This is a genomic window from Psychrobacter sp. TPE 89C (assembly GCF_055522395.1).
Window position 1 is genome coordinate 1 of record NZ_JBVFXW010000018.1, and the last position, 17,450, is coordinate 17,450.

Genomic DNA, 17,450 nt, shown 5'->3' on the forward strand with positions numbered 1-17,450 from the left:
TATACTAAATGTTACTTTATGTAATTAGTTTTACTGTAAATAATTCTAGAATTTACATATAGATATGAGGCTTACTACCACCGATGCTTGCCCCAGTTTTCAGGGTTGGCCCAGTAGTCAGCATTGAGCCAATTTGGTAGCTGTTTATAGTCATATAAATTAAACTGCCAGAGAGTGGCTGTTGTTGCTACAGGCGAATTTTTTTGGTCCATTAAGCTAATATCTGAAGGTTGCTCATTCAAAATATCAAATGGTGTAAAGCCATAAGCTTGTAGATTTATACTGCTCTCAAGTGCGATAAGTAGGTGCGCAGCATACAGGTCACGATAGCGCATGAGTAATGGAATATATTGCTGTAGGAGCTCGGATGACAATGCAGGTAACCAAAAACAAGCGAGCTCATACCGTTCAGGCAGTTGCTGCTGTGTAAGCTCTGATAACGTTACTATCTGTAGCGCTTCAACCTGTTCCATTTCATTCTTGCTGTTTTTATTACTGAGATATTCTTTTAGTTTTGTCTTTAATGCCATGCGTGCATTTTTGTCTTGTACCACCCATAATAACTCAGTGATATCATTGAGCTGTTCAATCATTTCCGGTGTGTCTTCTTGCGTCACTAATGATGGTAGTAGGGCATCAACGTAACCTATAAGTAATGGTAAAGTAATGTCTGAACGACGGGCAGTATGCTTTGTCATATGATAGGCCATTAATTGAATAGTGATCAGTAGTGAATCTATTAAATCATTTTAAGCATCATTATCCAATGATTGATTAACACAAGTGGTCTTAACCTAGCTTGAAGTACCACATATACATCTGCATTTCTTCTGGATGCTATAATCTTTAGACCTGCACTTGAAATTTGGCCGTTCAGGTCAATTTAGTTATAAGTCTAACAAGCTCCTTGTACCAATACCATTCGTATATTTATATCATAAAAAAGAATAGGGATTTATATGTCTACTGCTGAAACTGATGCTCAAATCATCAATGCTGATATGCCAGACGTGCCACCTCAAGCACCGAGTAAAATTAACCTAAAGGACTATAAAAAACCAAGCTTCGATGTTGAAACAGTTGATTTAAATATTAAGTTGTTTGAAGAGTTTGCGCAGGTAGACAGTACGCTAAAAATGGTACGTCAAGCCGCAGGAGATATCGTATTATTTGGTGAAGCGTTAGAGCTGCTTGCTATTAGCATGAATGGTGAGACACTGACTGGAGAGCAATATCAGCAAGACGCTGGTAAGCTGACAATATCGAATGCACCTGATGAGGTTGTTTTAGAGATCCAAGTACGTATCTGCCCGCAGACCAATACTGCCCTTGAAGGTCTATATATGGCAGGTAGTGGTGAGGATACCATGTTTGTTACCCAATGTGAGCCTGAAGGCTTTCGCAAAATTACCTTTTATCCAGATCGTCCCGATGTGCTAGCGATATTTACCACACGTCTAGAAGCAGATAAGCGCTACCCAACGCTGTTGGCCAATGGTAATTTGGTTGAGTCTGGTGAATTGGTAGATGCGCCAGACCGCCATTATGCAATCTGGCATGATCCGACTAACAAACCAAGCTATCTGTTTGCCTGTGTCGTCGCTGACTTAGACGTACTAACGGACTCTTATACGACAAGCGAAGGTCGAGACGTCAAGCTTGAAGTGTATGCCAAATCTGCCGATATCGATAAGTGCGATGTCGGTATGCAAGCGCTAAAAGACGCCATGGAGTGGGATGAGGTCAATTATGGCCGACCATACGATTTAGATCGTTATATGATCGTTGCTGTCAGCCAATTTAATATGGGCGCGATGGAAAACAAAGGTCTAAATATCTTTAATACGGCCTGCGTATTGTCTAGCCCAGAGACAACGACTGACTCACGTAGCTTCAGTGTCAAGGCCATCATCGCCCATGAGTATTTTCATAACTGGACAGGCAATCGCATCACCTGCCGTGACTGGTTCCAGCTGTGTCTAAAAGAAGGCTTTACCGTTTACCGTGACCAATCGTTCTCAGCGGATCAGCAGTCGCGTGCTGTACAGCGTATCGACGATGTCGCGACATTGCGTGCGCATCAGTTTGCAGAAGATGCAGGGCCGCTTGCACATCCTGTGCGTCCTGAGAGTTTCGTTGAGATCAATAACTTTTATACGACGACTGTCTATGAAAAAGGTGCTGAAATTGTCCGTATGATTGCGAATACGTTAGGGCCTGATGATTTCCGCAAAGGTACTGATGAGTATTTCCGCCGTTATGATGGGCAGGCAGTGACAGTTGAGGACTTCTTATCTGCGCTGAGTATCACTGATAGCAAGATTGAAAACTTCATAGATTGGTATCGTCAGCCAGGTACACCAGTGGTCTCTGGCCATCAAAGCTATGACAGTGCAGCACAAACCCTAACCATTACGCTGAGTCAGCAAACTCGCCATGTCAGTGGCTTTGATGCACCAAAACCATTGCCGATTCCGGTAGCGACTGCGCTATTTGATCAAGACTCCGGTGACATCATCGACGAACGTATGTTATTGCTCGATCAAGCAACACAGTTATTTACCTTTGAAAATGTGACTAGTGAGCCAGTAGTCTCGTTGCTGCGTGATTTCAGTGCGCCAGTACAGCTTAATTATGATTATCAAGATGAAGACTTGGCGTTTTTGCTCAAACATGAAACCAATGGTTTTAATCGCTGGCAAGTAACGCAGATGCTCGTAAATCGTATCCTGCTACAAGGCCAAAGCTCGAAGAGTAGTCCTGACGTCTATCTAAGCGCACTGGCTCAGACATTGCCTGAGTTGGCAGCTGAAGATGCGATGTTGGCAGCACGTTTGCTCGATATTCCATCAGCCCAAGAGTTGGCGTCTGCGATTCACAAAGATTACGATCCAGCGTTGGTGAAAGCGCAGCGTGAAGGCTTGTACCAACTGGTAGCAGATACCTTAAAAGATCAGTGGGCAGAGCTTTATAAACAGCTACCGATGCAGTCTTATGAAGATAGCCCTGAGGCACGTGGTACTCGTGCGCTACGTAATGTGGTGTTAGACATGGCATTAACGGCCAAAATTGAAGATGCAGCAGTATGGGCACAACAGCAGTATGACAATGCCAGCTGTATGACCGAGCGTTTCGGTGCGCTAAAAGTGATGGTCAATCATCAAGTGGCAAGTGCTGATGCTTATTTAGCCGATTTTTATGAGCGCTTTAACAGCAATGATTTGGTTATTGACTTATGGTTTAGTGTGCAAGCGTCCGCTGATACGGTCACGGCTGATACTATCGAGTCGTTGATTGCTCATACTGATTTTGATTGGAATACGCCCAATCGCGTACGCTCGGTCATTAGCGCATTTACGTCACAGCCAACAGCGTTGTGGACAGCAGAAGGGCTGAGTCTCTACACAGGTGTGATCAGAAAGCTAGATGATGCCAATCCTGTCTTGGCCTCGCGTTTGTTGCAAGTGCTGGCACGTTGGAATACGTTGGCTGAATCACATCGCCAGATGGCGCACAATCAGTTGCTTGAGTTGCAGCAGCAAGTCTCATCTAAGCATGTGCTTGAGAGTTTGAATAGTGTGTTAGGTGCAACGAGCGAGTAGGTTAAATGACCTTGTGACTGAATTGAAAGCATAAAAAATCCCGTCCAACATTATTATGTCGGACGGGATTTTTTATGCTTGGCTTATAGTAATCAACTATAAGCCAATGACGACTAGCGGTTAGGCAATACGTCTTTTACCATGTCACGTAAGTTGTGTAGCGCAACGACGGTACTGTCCCAATCTAAACAACCATCAGTGATAGATTTGCCATATTCAAGCTGGCTCAAATCAGCAGTCAGTTTTTGATTGCCGCCTTTTAGGTGACTCTCTATCATCATACCGATGATAGATTTGTTGCCGTTCTGAATTTGCTCAGCGACGTTTTTGATGACCATAGGCTGTAGATATGGGTCTTTACCTGAGTTGGCGTGACTTGAGTCAATCATAATCTTGCTACTGGTTTTGCCTGCAGCCAGCGCATCTTCAACTTCAGAGACAGCCGTTTGATCATAGTTAGGTTTGCCATTACCGCCACGCAATACCACGTGCGCGTAAGGGTTGCCTTTAGATTTGATGATAGAGACTTTGCCATCTGATGATAGACCTAAGAAACTATGGCCGGCTTTTACAGCTTGCATAGCGTTGACTGCGACTGTCATGCCGCCATCAGTACCATTCTTGAAGCCAACTGGGCACGATAGACCAGAGCTCATCTCGCGGTGAGTTTGGCTCTCAGTGGTACGTGCACCAATCGCTGACCAGCTAATCAAATCTTGCATGTACTGCGGCGTATTTGGATCCAATGCTTCAGTCGCACAAGGCAAACCTTTTTCGTTCAGATCAATCAGCAGTTTACGGGCCGTACGTAGACCTTTTTCGATATCGAAGCTATCGTTCATATCAGGGTCATTAATCATACCCTTCCAGCCGACAGTGGTACGCGGCTTTTCAAAATAGACACGCATCACAACGAAAACGCTGTCTTCGATTTCTTTTGCCAATATGGCTAAGCGATCGGCATATTCGTGGGCGGCTTTGATATCATGGATAGAGCAAGGGCCAATGACCACAAATAAGCGTTTATCTTTGCCATCCAAAATGTCTTGGATAGTATTACGGCCTTTCAAAACCGTATCATACGCTTTCTCTGACAAAGGCAGCTCAGTTTTGAGCTCGTTTGGAGTGATTAGGGGGATGAATTGTTCAATGTTCACGTCATCAATATCTGCATTATGGGTAGCTGGTGTCGTCATGATTATATCGTCTAGCTAATTTATAGGAATAATCATTATGCGGACAAAACAGGCTGTTGACAAGGGTAGTCGGCGAGTTTATTGACTCATAACTGGAATGATAAAAACAAAACTTAGTTATACTTGGTTATTATCAGTCTTGTATTGGGCGTAATAGATGTAAGATTTCTGCTTAATATTCTTATCCATAATGAAAAAATGACCGAAATGTTGAGTCATTTTTCATAGGTATATCACGCCACTTTTATCAGCTAACTTAGCTATTTATATCATCGTCACGTATGATGACAACATAAATGAGAGGACGCTAAAATAGTGCGTGCTGAGAATACTCATTAATCACTATATTTTAGTGTAGATTTCCCAAGTATTATTTCATAATAATTATTTTTTATTCTTTATAACATTGTATTTTTTAACATCGAGAGCTTGTCATGACAGATTTTTCTACGCCTGATAAACATACTGAACTCACAGAGCAGACACCTGAGTTAAAATCGACGCCATTAGTGATAGGTATCGTCGCAGGTGAAGTATCAGGTGACAGTTTGGGTGCAGATTTTATGCAACAAATGAACAACTTGCGTGATGATATTGTTTGGGTAGGTGTGGGCGGTAGCATGATGGAGGCGCAGGGGTTGCAAAGTATTTTTCCTTTGTCGCGTTTGGCCGTGATGGGATTGGTGGAAGTGATGGGCCAACTGCCTGATTTGCTTAAAGCCCGCCGTGAGCTGTTGAGCGCATTCAAATCCGCTAATATTGATTGGTTCATCGGTATTGATGCCCCTGACTTTAATCTCAGAGTCTCTAAAAAGCTAAAGCCAAAAGGCGTGTTTTGTGTGCAGTATGTCAGTCCGTCTATTTGGGCATGGCGTGAGTCACGGATTCATAATATTAAAGCGGCGACCAATCTGGTGCTGTGCTTATTTCCTTTTGAGCTACCTGTTTATGAGCGTCACAATCACCCAGCGATATGTGTCGGTCATCCGCTACTACGCACTATTGATCAGACATTACTAGAGACACCGATTAATCAGCGCCGTAGTGAGTTGGTTTGGCACAACGATGGCTTGCAGCAGTTCTTTATCGAGCGATTTGATGACGTCAGCCAACTTATTTGTGTGATGCCAGGCTCTAGACGCGGAGAGATAACCGCTATTCTACCGTTGATGCTAGACGGTATTCAAAGGCTAATACTATTAGATCCAAAGCTGTGTTTTATCATTCCAACAGTGGATCAGAATCATCAATATATCGTGCAAGATGTGATTGATCAACGCTCAGAGCAGCTGCGAGCCGCGATAGTCGTGGTATATGATGACAGCCAGCCAACGTTTAGTCAGCAGGCCATGGCCGCATCAGACATCGTTATGCTAGCGTCTGGTACGGCAACGTTAGAGGCGATGCTACTAGAGCGGCCGATGGTCGTGGTTTACCAATTAAACAAGCTAACCTATCAGATAGCTAAACGCCTGGTAAAAGTGCCGTATGTGGCGCTGCCTAATATTTTGGCGGGTACGGCTATCGTCCCTGAGCTCATCCAAGAGCAGGCAAGTGGCGATAATATTTGCCGTACACTCATGCGTTTATTGCAACCGCGGGCCTATGCCGAGCAGTTAAAAGACCTTGTCGCTACCAAGCAGTCATTAGAGCAACAAAGTAACCATGACCCAGCCAATAGCGTGGTTGAGCAATGGTTTATTCAAAAAGACGCTAAAGCTTAATACTGCAGATTGACGCATGCTACATTTCCACTATTTTGATAAAAAGACACAGCAACGCTATGAGTAAACAGCACAGTACCGACAGCTCAATGACACCAATTAAAATGAGTATTGAGAGCATTGATATTAAAGGTCAATATATCCAATTGGCAGTCCCCATTCATTTGACTGGGCAACTCAATGTCTCTGAGTTTCTCACTCAATATTCAGTAGATAGACAGCAAGATTTAACACAGCCAATGCTACAGATTGGCATCGATGAAGCAGGGCGTGGGCCTTTGCTCGGTAGTGTCAATGTCGCCGCTGCGATATTGCCTGCCGCTTGGTCAGGACTGATTGAGGAGCAGCCACTCACAGGTACGCCGCTATCCATATTGACAGACTCTAAGCAGTTGAGTGAAAAAAAACGCGACATTCTTTATCCGTTGGTGAAGCAATATGCCATCGGCTATGTCATCGCTGACATACCTGCAGCAGTGATTGATCAAGTCAATATCTTGCAAGCGACCATGCTAGGGATGCGCCTATGTACCGAAACGTTGATAGAAGTGGTTGCTCAACAATTTGCCATGGCTCATGAAATCGAGGCAGATGCTGCTAAACCGTTACAAGTTGAGGTGTTGTTCGATGGCAATCGTTGTCCAGAGTTGGACTTTGCTAAGCTTACTAAATGCGGGGTCGAACAGGCTAATATCGACTGCCAAGCATGGGTGAAGGGCGACGCTCGTCATACTAGTATCGCCGCGGGCAGTATCTTGGCAAAAGTAAGCCGTGATGAAGCCATGTATGCGCTTGATACACAGCACCCAGAATACGGAATTGCCAAACATAAAGGCTATCCAACGCGTGCACATATGGAAGCGATTGAAACCTATGGCGTATTATCTGAGCATAGACGTAGCTTTGCACCTGTTAGAAAGGCGCTAGAAAGCTAAAATATATCCTTAATGAGGTTAAAAAGCTCTAACAACTAATTTGTAAAAAAGTATTTTAAACTAAACATTTGTTATATTTAAATAATACTTTATAGTTGGATATTTTACATTTTAGGTGGTGATAATGAATAATTTAAAATCAAAGATACTATCAGTGTGCGCTTGGTTTTTTGGAATTTTCTTTATAGCAACGGCACTAGGAATGATGGCACAAGGAGCTATTGTCACTAGTGTATTAATGCTAATCGGATCGGTTCTGTTGTTACCACCTATCAAGCGTTTAATCTTAGATAAGAAACCTAAAATAGGTAGGGGTAAAATAACAGTAGCAGGCTCTACTCTAATATTTATATCAATGTTATTTATCCCAACAGATGACCAGACAGCAACCAATGAACCAGTAACTGCAAAAACAGAGGTTGATATTGTAAAGCCTGAACCCACTCCAGAACCTGAAGTTGAGAAACTGCCTGAATATAAAATTGTAGAAGATACATTTAAGGGCGATATTAAACGTACTGTAGAAGTGGAGCTATCGTCACGGATGGATGAGGAATCTCTTATTGCTTTAGCAGAAAAGATTTATGCTCTGTCAGATGCAAAAGTTGAGCGAACTTTTATCACGTATCGGCTTGCTAGTGGAGGTGATGGGAGTGCTTGGGCAACGACTCACTATAATCCTGAGTTTGAGGTAAATATAGTTGGGGCAACCGCATCGGATTACGAAAGAATAAAAAACACCAATATATCTAAAGGTGAATTAATAGGGAGCTGGATGGCCAGTCGTGGAATGGACTCAAAGGTGACTGCATATAAGAAAGATGGTCAGATTTATATTCAAGAATTATATGATTTCGGTCCACTCTCAAAAGAAGACACAGTCTATGAGTCAACTCAATTAGATAAGGGATTAAGGCTTCAAGATGAGAGTGTAAAAGATCACAATGAATACTTCATTATTAATAAAAATGGTGATCTAGAGTTTTGGAGTGAGAACGGTAATTACTATACGGCTCCGAAATTCTCCGATGCCAAACTTGAACAAACACAAGTAAAAAGTGAAAAAGTCACACTAGAAAAGCCAAAAGGCCTATCTCGGCCACAAAAGAATGCTGTTAGATCACCAAAACAGTATATTGATATGACGGGCTTCTCACGAGATGGACTTATCAATCAGCTTTCATCAGAGTATGGTGATGGCTATGAAGTAGCTGATGCTACCGTTGCTATAGACAGCTTAAATATCAATTGGAATGAACAAGCCGTGAGATCGGCAAACCAGTATCTTGATATGACAGGCTTCTCTTGTAATGGACTAATCGAACAACTTTCATCGAGTGCAGGTGACAAGTATACTGCAAATGAAGCAGCCTATGGAGCACAACAAGCAGGTGCTTGTTCATAATTATCCATAAAATTTGAAGAAATTTATCCTACAACTTATCAGTACGTTAATATTTTTTAGGTTCTATAGAAAGGGCAGTAGATTTGACCGTCATACTGTCCCTATAAAATAGCCTAAGCATAAGATATGCTATCATTGAAAGACAAAAAGCCACCTGCTTACGAACAGGTGGCTTTTTTTTCATAAGTTAACCACCAAAAAATTTAAGTGGTAAAAAAATTAAGTGTTCAAAAATACTTAGAACGATGAGTTTGGCTGCTGTAAAAACACTTCTTCCTCGTAAGTAGACTCACGATCCAACGTATTATTGCGATGAGGGTAGCGGCCAAACTGCTCAATGATATTTTTATGGCGATGTTCAAAGTCTAAAGTATAAGCATCATCCAATTGTTCAAAGAATGGCAGATAGCGCTCGTGAATGACTGCCGATTCAGAGTGCATAAACGGCATGATAATAAACTTACGCCATGCCATTGGTAATGTATCAAAATAGGGTTGCTGGCTGGCCTCTTGTGCTAAAGCGACAGCCATACCATCCTGTACAAAAGCACCGACTTGCCCGCGGCATAAGTTACGTGAGAATTGATCCAGCACGATAATTTCTGCCAAGCGTCCAGCCAAAGCCGTGATTGAGCTATTACTGTCTAATGAGGATTCTGAAAGTCGCCAAGTCGCACATTCACCCTGTTTGGCTGCTTGCCAGATATCGCCAAATTTATTTTTTATTTGTCTATCAAAATTATCATTTTGTGCAAACCAATATTGCTCATTGTTTGTATCAAACCAAAAGTCCAATACGGCCCGCGCATTAGGATCTAGATGGGTCAAATCAATATTTTTTGGATCCAATTGAGCCGAGTTGGCTTGACTGGACGAGGTGGAGTAGTCGGTTGAAAGTGCCATAAACTATTCTAATCATGATAAATTTAGTCTACTATAGCGAAAAATATTATTCGCTACTGTTATCAAATGCTATCGGGTGCACCATCATGAATACATCGTCTACCAATCCAACTTTTACCAAATCTACCAGCCAGTCTATCAACGTGCCAACACCGTACTATTTACTCGATGAAGCGGCCATCGTTGCCAATATGCAAATCATTGCACGGTTATGCGAGCTATCCGGTGCAAAGGCATTATTAGCACTGAAATGCTTTGCCACATGGGGCGTGTTCGATATTATGCAGCCTTATTTGCATGGCACTACCTCATCGTCACTGAATGAAGTCCGTCTGGGCTATGAGACTTTTGGCAATAATGATGATGCGAGTAGCAAAGACAAAAAAGAAACGCATGCCTACAGCGTGGCATATAGTGCAGATGAAATCCCTGAAGTATTAAAATACGCGGATAAAATCATCTTTAACTCTATCTCGCAGCTCAATGCTTTTGGCGAACAGGCACGTAAGCAAGATATTCCTGTCGGCTTGCGTTTAAACCCAAAAACCAGTAACTCGTCATTTATTATCGCTGATCCTGCCCGTCCTTTTAGTCGTCTAGGCGAGCACGATAAAGATAAAATCACCGCAGTACTTGGTGACATCACTGGCGTTATGATTCATAACAACTGTGAAAATGACAGCTTTGAAGCGTTTAGCGAAAGTCTGGCAGATATTGAAAACAGATTTGGCGATATTCTGGCGCAATTAGAGTGGGTAAGCTTAGGTGGTGGTATCCATTTTATCGCGCCTGATTATCCGCTAGAAAAGCTCGCTGAAAGATTAAAAGGATTTAGCGAACAGTATGGCGTGCAAGTCTATCTTGAGCCGGGTGAAGCGAGCATTCATGGCGCTGGCTCATTAGTCACTACCGTACTAGACACCATGCACAATGAAAAGCATCTTGCCGTGGTTGATTCATCTATCGAGGCACACATGCTTGATCTACTGATTTACCGCGAGTCAGCACCCATTGCCGCTATCAATAATACAGCAATGGATATCGCTCCTATTGGTCATTCAGTGATTGAGACGTCAGAACCTATTCTCGACAGTGAGATAGACAGTACGCTCATTTATGGTCGCTCGTGTTTGGCAGGGGATATTTTTGGTGAGTACGACTTACCAAGTAACTTACAGATAGGCGATCAGATTACCTTTGGTAATGCCGCAGGTTATACCATGGTGAAGAAAAACTGGTTCAATGGCGTCAACATGCCAGCAATTGTGATTCGTCGCCTTGATGGATCAATTGATGTGCAGCGTGAATTTGATTATCAAGATTATAAGGCCAGCTTGTCTTAATATTCAGAATTGAGTATTAGCATCATATTTACATTGTTAATAAGATTGATGTTTATTCATGAATTTTTGCCAAAAAGAGATTAAAAAATTGTTATAATCGCCTCGGGCAAATATCCATTGGTAAAAAATGGCATTTGCCCGACGGGTGCGTGGGTTTTCCTCGGTCTTCCTTTTTAATTCACGCATATCATTCACTCGTTTCTGTTTTGCATAGCCGCTATCAATGGTATCGACAGGGACACAAAGGAGGATTGTTCATTGAACACAAACCAACAAGCTACAACCAACAAAAAAGACGTGCTCATCATTGGAGCAGGCGGTGTCGCTCAAGTGGTTGCGCATAAATGTGCAATGCATAATGACGTGCTTGGCACTATTCATATTGCGTCGCGCACGGTAGATAAGTGTGATGCCATCGCCCAAAGTGTGCAAGAGAAAGGCAGCTTTAAGCAGCCAGCGACTTTGCATACGCACCAAATCGATGCCATGGATATCCCTGCGCTGATACAGCTGATAAAAGAAACAGGCATCCAAATCGTCATCAACGTTGGCTCACCTTTTTTGAATATGAGTGTGCTAGAAGCTTGTATCGAAACGGAAGTTGCTTATATTGATACGGCTATTCACGAAGATCCTCGTAAGATCTGTGAGACGCCGCCATGGTATAACAACTATGAGTGGAAGCGTAAGCAGCGCTGTGCGGACAATAAAATCACCGCTATCTTAGGTGCAGGATTCGATCCTGGTATGGTCAACGCTTATGCGCGTCTTGGCTATGACATGATGGATGCAGGCTCGGTCACAGACATCGATATTATCGATATCAATGCTGGTAGCCATGGCAAATATTTCGCCACTAACTTTGATCCTGAGATTAATTTCCGTGAATTTACGGGTACGGTTTACTCTTGGCAAGATCGTAAGTGGCAGTCAAACAAAATGTTTGAAGTGAAGCGTACGGATGATCTGCCTGTGGTTGGTATGCAAAACAGCTATCTAAGCGGACATGATGAGATTCACTCATTATCAGCTAACTTAGATGTGCCAAACATTCGCTTTTGGATGGGTTTTGGTGAGCACTATATCAATGTCTTTACTGTGCTTCAAAGCCTAGGCTTGTTGTCTGAGCAGCCTGTTATGACGGCTGAAGGGCAAGAAGTCATTCCGCTAAAAGTGGTGAAAGCCGTACTACCAGATCCAAGCTCATTAGCAGCAGAATATACTGGCAAGACTTGTATCGGTGACAAGGTTAAAGGCAAGATAGATGGCGTGGATAGCGAAGTATTTATCTACAATGTCTCTGACCACAAAGAAGCCTTTGAAGCCATGGGCAGCCAAGGCATTTCTTATACTGCGGGTGTGCCACCTGTTGCGGCTGCTATGCTTGTTGCTACCGGTGAATGGGACGCAGGCAAGATGGTCAACGTCGAAGAGCTTGATGCCAAGCCACTTATCAATCTATTGAATAAGATTGGTTTGCCAACTCGTATCAAAGACGAGAATGGTGATAGAGCGCTTGAGTTTGATATCTAGTTAGTCGTAATCTGTATCCGAAAGCCCCTCTGACTCACTATTGAGTCAGAGGGGCTTTTTTTTGTTTTTATAAAATTTTAGGTTCAATGGTTTGCAGGAATGGTAAGCCATTATTAGGCATTCAGTTTATAAATATTTTAATGATAATGATTTTCAATATCATTAATAATGAAAATAAGGTAGTATTTCAGCTTTGTATCATTTGCTAGGGTGTGTCTTCATTTTAAAAATGATGATCAAAATAAGATAAATTGCAGTCAAACGAGGAAAATAACACAGATAATATCGGGATATTAACCAGATATTTGACGATGTTTGGCAAAATTTAGCTATTTTTAGCCCATTTAGAGGGCACTCGTTTGAATTGATGACACGCCCTAACATCTTGTAACGGCGGAGGTTAGATGTTTGTCAGTGAATAGAATAAGGAGCAATGAATGACATACACACGTTTTTTCTCTAATAAATGGGCGATAGCAGGATTTACTTGTTTGTTATATTCGACGTCATTTTCGGCATTTGGTTTGGAGACACCAGTGTTAAAAGTGGGAAATCCTGTGAAAGGTGAGCTAAGTTATTCCAACAGCGAGAATAATAATATCAAGCCACACACTCAGCCACACACTCAGTCACAGTCTAAGTCGTTAGATATCAAAGTACCCTGTGACAAGGGTGACTATCTGACCGGATATGTTGAGAGCGGTGATAATACGATGACGATGGATATCATCGATGCCACAGGAAAATTATCGCGCCGTTTGATTGATCATAAAACTGGCAAGCAAAAATTCTATTCAGTGGCCGAAAACTGCGCAGAGATATGGCGACTGTCGGGAACAGGTGCATATCAGATAGTGCTTGAACAACGTGTCAGTTTAGCGGAACAGGATTTAGAAGGCTCTTTAGAAAATCATTTAGAAAGTAATTTACAAAGTAATTTAGAAAGTTCTGATACGCTACTCAGTCCAAAAGTATCGGCATTACGTGAATCACTGCAAAAGGGTGAGAGTACTGATAGTTTTTGGGCAGATGTAGAAGCATTGGGTACGCCGCTTATCGAAGAGACACCTTCTGGTACCTTAATGACGTTTTTGGCGCGAGGCGACTATCGTAATATCAAGCTAATGGGTGGCCCGTCCAATAATCATGATGCATTGCAACGATTGGCGGACTCTGATACATGGTACAAAAGCTTTATTGTGCCAAAAAATACCCATCTGTCTTATCAAATAGCGCCCAATGTGCCTCAACCACCATTGTCTGGGCGTGCCCGTAGAATTGCCATAAAAGCTGTGGCTCAGGCAGATTCTTATAACCATCATCCATGGCCTCATTCAGCAATCGACAAATACACAACCAAATCTACTATTACGTTAAAAGATGCACCAAAAAATCCTTGGTTAGATGTGCAAAAAGCAATCCCCAAGGGCAAACTTTCTACTTTTAAATTCACCAGTAGCACATTAGATAATACCCGAGACATTACTATCTATTCTCCTGCTATTGATGACCGTCAGAATAATAGAGACGATGCGGTGTTGTTGTATATCTTTGATGCCGAGTCATATATCGATACGGTTGGATTGCCAACGATATTAGACAATTTAATTGCAGCAGGTGAGATTCCACCTGTGACGGCGGTGTTTATCAGTAATCCTGATGGTGATGCTCGTGCGCGTGAATTGCCTGCCAATCCTGTATTTGCAGATGTATTGGCCAATGAACTGGTGCCGCAAATAAATAAACGACTGCCAATAGCGATACCAAAGGATAGAACAGTCATTGCAGGGTCCAGCTATGGCGGATTGGCTGCTACGACTATTGCGCTACGTCATCCTGATATATTTGGCAATGTTATCTCTATGTCTGGTTCTTTTTGGTGGAAGCCAGAAGATCAGATGGCAGATGATAAGCATTTTGTAGCGTCTGAAGTCATAAAAATGGATAAAGCGCCCATTCGTTTCTTTTTGAGTGCTGGCGTGTTTGAAACGGCTCGTGGCGAAAGTAGTAGTAATGGTATATTGGGAACCAATCGTCATCTGCGTGATGTGTTATTGGCAAAAGGGTATGACACTCGTTATGAAGAGTATGGTGCAGGGCATGATTACTTTTCTTGGCGAGGGATAATAGGGGATGGTTTGATATCGCTTTTTGGGTCTGAGGAATGAAGTGGCTAAGGCTTGTTTTCAAATAATCAAATCCTCATGCATAATTAGGGTCATAGATACGCAAAATTCCAATATAGTCATCAAGCATCGATTATGATGAATGAGGTTTGATTTTATATTTAAATAATGGGAATAAGTATGGATATGGATGAAGTTTTTGCTGCTATAGCGGGTGAAACATTAGAAGTTCATCAGGATAAATATAAGTTACGCTCAAGAATATCAAGTGAAGCAAGTCAGTATGTAGAGACAGATTCTTCAGCTTGGCCGCCCATTACTTTTAATTGGAATTTGTCACAAGAAGGTCAACGTTTCTCTTTGGATGCTGAGAATGAATTAAGTTTTAAAACTCACTATCCAGAAGGTTTTATATTAGGAAAAGTTAAATTAGATACCTTAGATAGAAAATTATGCCATTTTAGCCGTAGAGATGAAGGTGAGTTGTGGATGGTAGGGCATAAAAGTAGGTTGGCATATTTGATTGTCTATTTGTCTGAAAATAGGCTTATATCGCCGCCGCTGGTACAACCTCACCTTATGGGCGAGGTTATATTGAAGGGTGGACATCACCGGTATGCTATCGCAAAAGAAATAGGAGAAAAATATATTCCCATTTATGTCGAGCCAAAGTATAGGAAGGAAATCGATAAAATTATGGAAATAGATTGGCTTAGCTAGAGTAGTAAAATAGGCACTGTGTTCTATATTATTCTTTTAATGATATCGTAGTTGTATTTTTTCCATTACCCCTCACTAGGATTATATTCCCTCAACGCCGCAATACGGTCATCAAGCGTTGGGTGTGAGCGGAATAGATTTGCAATACTAAAACCTTGAGTTTGCCCAGATGAGATTGCAAACGCTTTCATACTCTCTGGCATTTGGTCGGGACGCTGTGCAGAAGGACGTAACGCATCAAGCGCACTGATCATCTTTTCGCGGCTGGCAAGTTTTGCGCCCATTTGATCCGCACGGAATTCACGTAAGCGTGAGAACCACATGACGATGGCAGACGCCAAAAACCCAAGCAGAATGTCCATCACAATACTGGTAATGAAATAACCAATACCTGGGCGACCACTGGTATTTTTGAACACAGTACGGTCAACGAAACTACCGATAATGCGAGCAAAGAACATCACAAAAGCGTTCACCACGCCTTGAATGAGAGCAAGTGTGATCATATCGCCATTGGCCACATGACCAATTTCATGCGCCAATACGGCTTCGACTTCATCTTGATTCATATTCTGTAGTAGACCAGACGACACTGCCACCAGCGCTTTATTTTTATTCCAGCCAGTCGCAAAAGCATTTGGCTGAGAATTATTAAAAATACCGACCTCAGGCATACCGATATTGACTGCTCGTGCTTGTTTGGCGACCGTATCGACCAGCCATTGCTCAGTAGCGTTGCGTGGGGATTCTATGACGACCGTACCCGTTGATCTTTTGGCCATCCACTTTGATATAAATAGCGATACCATCGAGCCAACCATACCGTAGATACCACACATAATGGCAAGGCTAACATAATTAAGCCCGCCTGCACCGTGTACACCGCCAAGCCCAAAAAACCTCGACAATATACCAAACACAATGCTAAATACCACAATCACTGCTAAGTTGGTTAATAAAAATAATCCAATACGCATCATGACGCTAACTTCCTATGTAAAGTGTCGGTATGACCTCGATAGAGCACTCTCTAAGAGGTTTGTTTGCTATAGTCAAGTCCATATAAATCCGCTACATCGTCATCCTCGCTAAGCATACTAATGTATCACTTGCACTCAGCTTCCTTGTATCAAAATTATTTGAATTCAACTATATAATAGATTTTACGGTAATTCTGACTGTCATGTCATTTTAATCAGGGTATATTGGATAATGACAATGGCGCTCACATTAACTATCGAATGAACGGTCTTAAATACTATTGTAAACAAAAGAACGTATGGCGATTGATTTAATGACTATAAATTGGAGTGATTATTATGGCGAACCGTAGTTATCTGTATTCGACCAACACTATCCCTGAACCAAATCAAAATGATAGCAGCCGTGTGCTAACGGGTATTTCAGAATATAACTATGATATTCCAATCGTCTTTAAAGTTCTGCTCTCTGGTAATCCGCAAGCCTGTCTATCAGTAATTTGGGATAACCCTGAAAAGGTTGCTCTCATTGGAGACTATGCCAGCGGTGTGCAAAATCTTGAAGCATTCTTAGCAGGTATTAGGTTACCTGCTGCTCAGGCTCCAATTACAGAAGCGCTTGAATTTTTAAAAATGCCAGAGAACCAAAATCAGTATTTTATTTTGGAGTGTGGCGAGATTTTTGAGATGAGTGAGACACCAGTAGAAACGCGAAATCTGGCACTTCTCAATCAAGTGCAGAACCTTCAGCCTGAGATAGCAGCAGCGTATCAGTCATTGTTGCCACCTGCGCCAGTCGTGAGCGAGCAGCCTAAACCTATTGGTTTCTGGGCAAAAATTTTTGGTCGTCGTCCAACACCGCAAAAAGCATTGTCCGCGAATAACCCAGAACAAGCTATCTACGATCTAGGCCTTGGACTTTGGTCAAATATTCTGTATTTTGACTTCTCTGAAGAGGATGAGGATCAAGATTAATCTTTAAA

Annotated in this window: 13 protein-coding genes; 9 read left to right on the top strand and 4 right to left on the bottom strand. The window is 42.2% G+C overall.

Annotation, left to right across the window (positions count from 1 at the left end):
- Positions 1–74 precede the first annotated feature (74 nt).
- The gene (locus tag ACZW67_RS07145; protein ID WP_465182708.1) at positions 75–698 is read right to left on the bottom strand and encodes a DUF6231 family protein; all 624 of its coding nucleotides are present in this window, start codon (positions 696–698) and stop codon (positions 75–77) included.
- A 261-nt stretch (positions 699–959) separates the two neighbouring features.
- Here ACZW67_RS07145 and pepN point away from each other — a divergent pair, with 261 nt between their 5' ends.
- Positions 960–3,602 (top strand): aminopeptidase N, encoded by a 2,643-nt coding sequence (gene pepN / locus ACZW67_RS07150; RefSeq protein WP_465182709.1) that lies wholly within the window; start codon positions 960–962, stop codon positions 3,600–3,602.
- A gap of 113 nt (positions 3,603–3,715) precedes the next feature.
- On the opposite strand, the gene ACZW67_RS07155 is transcribed toward pepN, so the two are convergent.
- Positions 3,716–4,798: a 3-deoxy-7-phosphoheptulonate synthase gene (locus tag ACZW67_RS07155; RefSeq protein WP_110923758.1), complete on the bottom strand. Its 1,083-nt coding sequence runs from the start codon at positions 4,796–4,798 to the stop codon at positions 3,716–3,718.
- Between the two features lie 434 nt (positions 4,799–5,232).
- Here ACZW67_RS07155 and lpxB point away from each other — a divergent pair, with 434 nt between their 5' ends.
- The 3 genes from lpxB to ACZW67_RS07170 all read left to right on the top strand — a co-directional run bounded on the left by lpxB (position 5,233) and on the right by ACZW67_RS07170 (position 8,862).
- Positions 5,233–6,522 carry a lipid-A-disaccharide synthase gene (lpxB, locus tag ACZW67_RS07160; RefSeq protein WP_465182710.1) on the top strand — a complete coding sequence of 430 codons (1,290 nt, stop codon included), beginning with the start codon at positions 5,233–5,235 and terminating at the stop codon, positions 6,520–6,522.
- A 59-nt stretch (positions 6,523–6,581) separates the two neighbouring features.
- Positions 6,582–7,457: a ribonuclease HII gene (locus ACZW67_RS07165; RefSeq protein WP_465182711.1), complete on the top strand. Its 876-nt coding sequence runs from the start codon at positions 6,582–6,584 to the stop codon at positions 7,455–7,457.
- A gap of 124 nt (positions 7,458–7,581) precedes the next feature.
- Positions 7,582–8,862, top strand: coding sequence for an Ltp family lipoprotein (locus ACZW67_RS07170; protein WP_465182712.1), 1,281 nt, complete (start codon positions 7,582–7,584; stop codon positions 8,860–8,862).
- Between the two features lie 237 nt (positions 8,863–9,099).
- Here ACZW67_RS07170 and ACZW67_RS07175 read toward each other — a convergent pair whose 3' ends face one another.
- Positions 9,100–9,765 (bottom strand): DUF924 family protein, encoded by a 666-nt coding sequence (locus tag ACZW67_RS07175; protein ID WP_465182713.1) that lies wholly within the window; start codon positions 9,763–9,765, stop codon positions 9,100–9,102.
- Positions 9,766–9,851: 86 nt separating this feature from the next.
- Here ACZW67_RS07175 and ACZW67_RS07180 point away from each other — a divergent pair, with 86 nt between their 5' ends.
- The 4 genes from ACZW67_RS07180 (at position 9,852) to ACZW67_RS07195 (ending at position 15,487) form a co-directional block, all read left to right on the top strand.
- On the top strand, positions 9,852–11,108 hold the full coding sequence (locus ACZW67_RS07180; RefSeq protein ID WP_465182714.1) for a carboxynorspermidine decarboxylase: 1,257 nt from the start codon (positions 9,852–9,854) through the stop codon (positions 11,106–11,108).
- A gap of 258 nt (positions 11,109–11,366) precedes the next feature.
- Entirely contained in the window at positions 11,367–12,641 is a 1,275-nt protein-coding gene (locus tag ACZW67_RS07185; protein WP_465182715.1) for a saccharopine dehydrogenase family protein, read from the top strand.
- 437 nt (positions 12,642–13,078) lie between these two features.
- A complete protein-coding gene (locus tag ACZW67_RS07190; RefSeq protein ID WP_465182716.1) occupies positions 13,079–14,809 on the top strand; it encodes an alpha/beta hydrolase-fold protein in 1,731 nt (576 codons plus the stop codon).
- Positions 14,810–14,947: 138 nt separating this feature from the next.
- Positions 14,948–15,487 (top strand): hypothetical protein, encoded by a 540-nt coding sequence (locus tag ACZW67_RS07195; protein ID WP_465182717.1) that lies wholly within the window; start codon positions 14,948–14,950, stop codon positions 15,485–15,487.
- A gap of 65 nt (positions 15,488–15,552) precedes the next feature.
- Here ACZW67_RS07195 and htpX read toward each other — a convergent pair whose 3' ends face one another.
- A complete protein-coding gene (htpX, locus tag ACZW67_RS07200; protein WP_465182718.1) occupies positions 15,553–16,467 on the bottom strand; it encodes a protease HtpX in 915 nt (304 codons plus the stop codon).
- Between the two features lie 339 nt (positions 16,468–16,806).
- On the opposite strand from htpX, the gene ACZW67_RS07205 reads away from it, so the two are divergent.
- Complete coding sequence (locus ACZW67_RS07205; RefSeq protein WP_465182719.1) at positions 16,807–17,442, top strand: DUF7822 domain-containing protein; 636 nt, start codon at positions 16,807–16,809, stop codon at positions 17,440–17,442.
- Positions 17,443–17,450: the final 8 nt, after the last annotated feature.

Coding starts and splice junctions, on each gene's coding strand:
- ACZW67_RS07180 (WP_465182714.1), top strand. CDS start 9,852: ATGAATACATCGTCTACCAATCCAACTTTTACCAAATCTACCAGCCAG.
- ACZW67_RS07155 (WP_110923758.1), bottom strand. CDS start 4,798: ATGACGACACCAGCTACCCATAATGCAGATATTGATGACGTGAACATT.
- ACZW67_RS07165 (WP_465182711.1), top strand. CDS start 6,582: ATGAGTAAACAGCACAGTACCGACAGCTCAATGACACCAATTAAAATG.
- ACZW67_RS07195 (WP_465182717.1), top strand. CDS start 14,948: ATGGATATGGATGAAGTTTTTGCTGCTATAGCGGGTGAAACATTAGAA.
- ACZW67_RS07175 (WP_465182713.1), bottom strand. CDS start 9,765: ATGGCACTTTCAACCGACTACTCCACCTCGTCCAGTCAAGCCAACTCG.
- ACZW67_RS07145 (WP_465182708.1), bottom strand. CDS start 698: ATGACAAAGCATACTGCCCGTCGTTCAGACATTACTTTACCATTACTT.
- ACZW67_RS07205 (WP_465182719.1), top strand. CDS start 16,807: ATGGCGAACCGTAGTTATCTGTATTCGACCAACACTATCCCTGAACCA.
- ACZW67_RS07190 (WP_465182716.1), top strand. CDS start 13,079: ATGACATACACACGTTTTTTCTCTAATAAATGGGCGATAGCAGGATTT.
- pepN (WP_465182709.1), top strand. CDS start 960: ATGTCTACTGCTGAAACTGATGCTCAAATCATCAATGCTGATATGCCA.
- htpX (WP_465182718.1), bottom strand. CDS start 16,467: ATGATGCGTATTGGATTATTTTTATTAACCAACTTAGCAGTGATTGTG.
- ACZW67_RS07170 (WP_465182712.1), top strand. CDS start 7,582: ATGAATAATTTAAAATCAAAGATACTATCAGTGTGCGCTTGGTTTTTT.
- lpxB (WP_465182710.1), top strand. CDS start 5,233: ATGACAGATTTTTCTACGCCTGATAAACATACTGAACTCACAGAGCAG.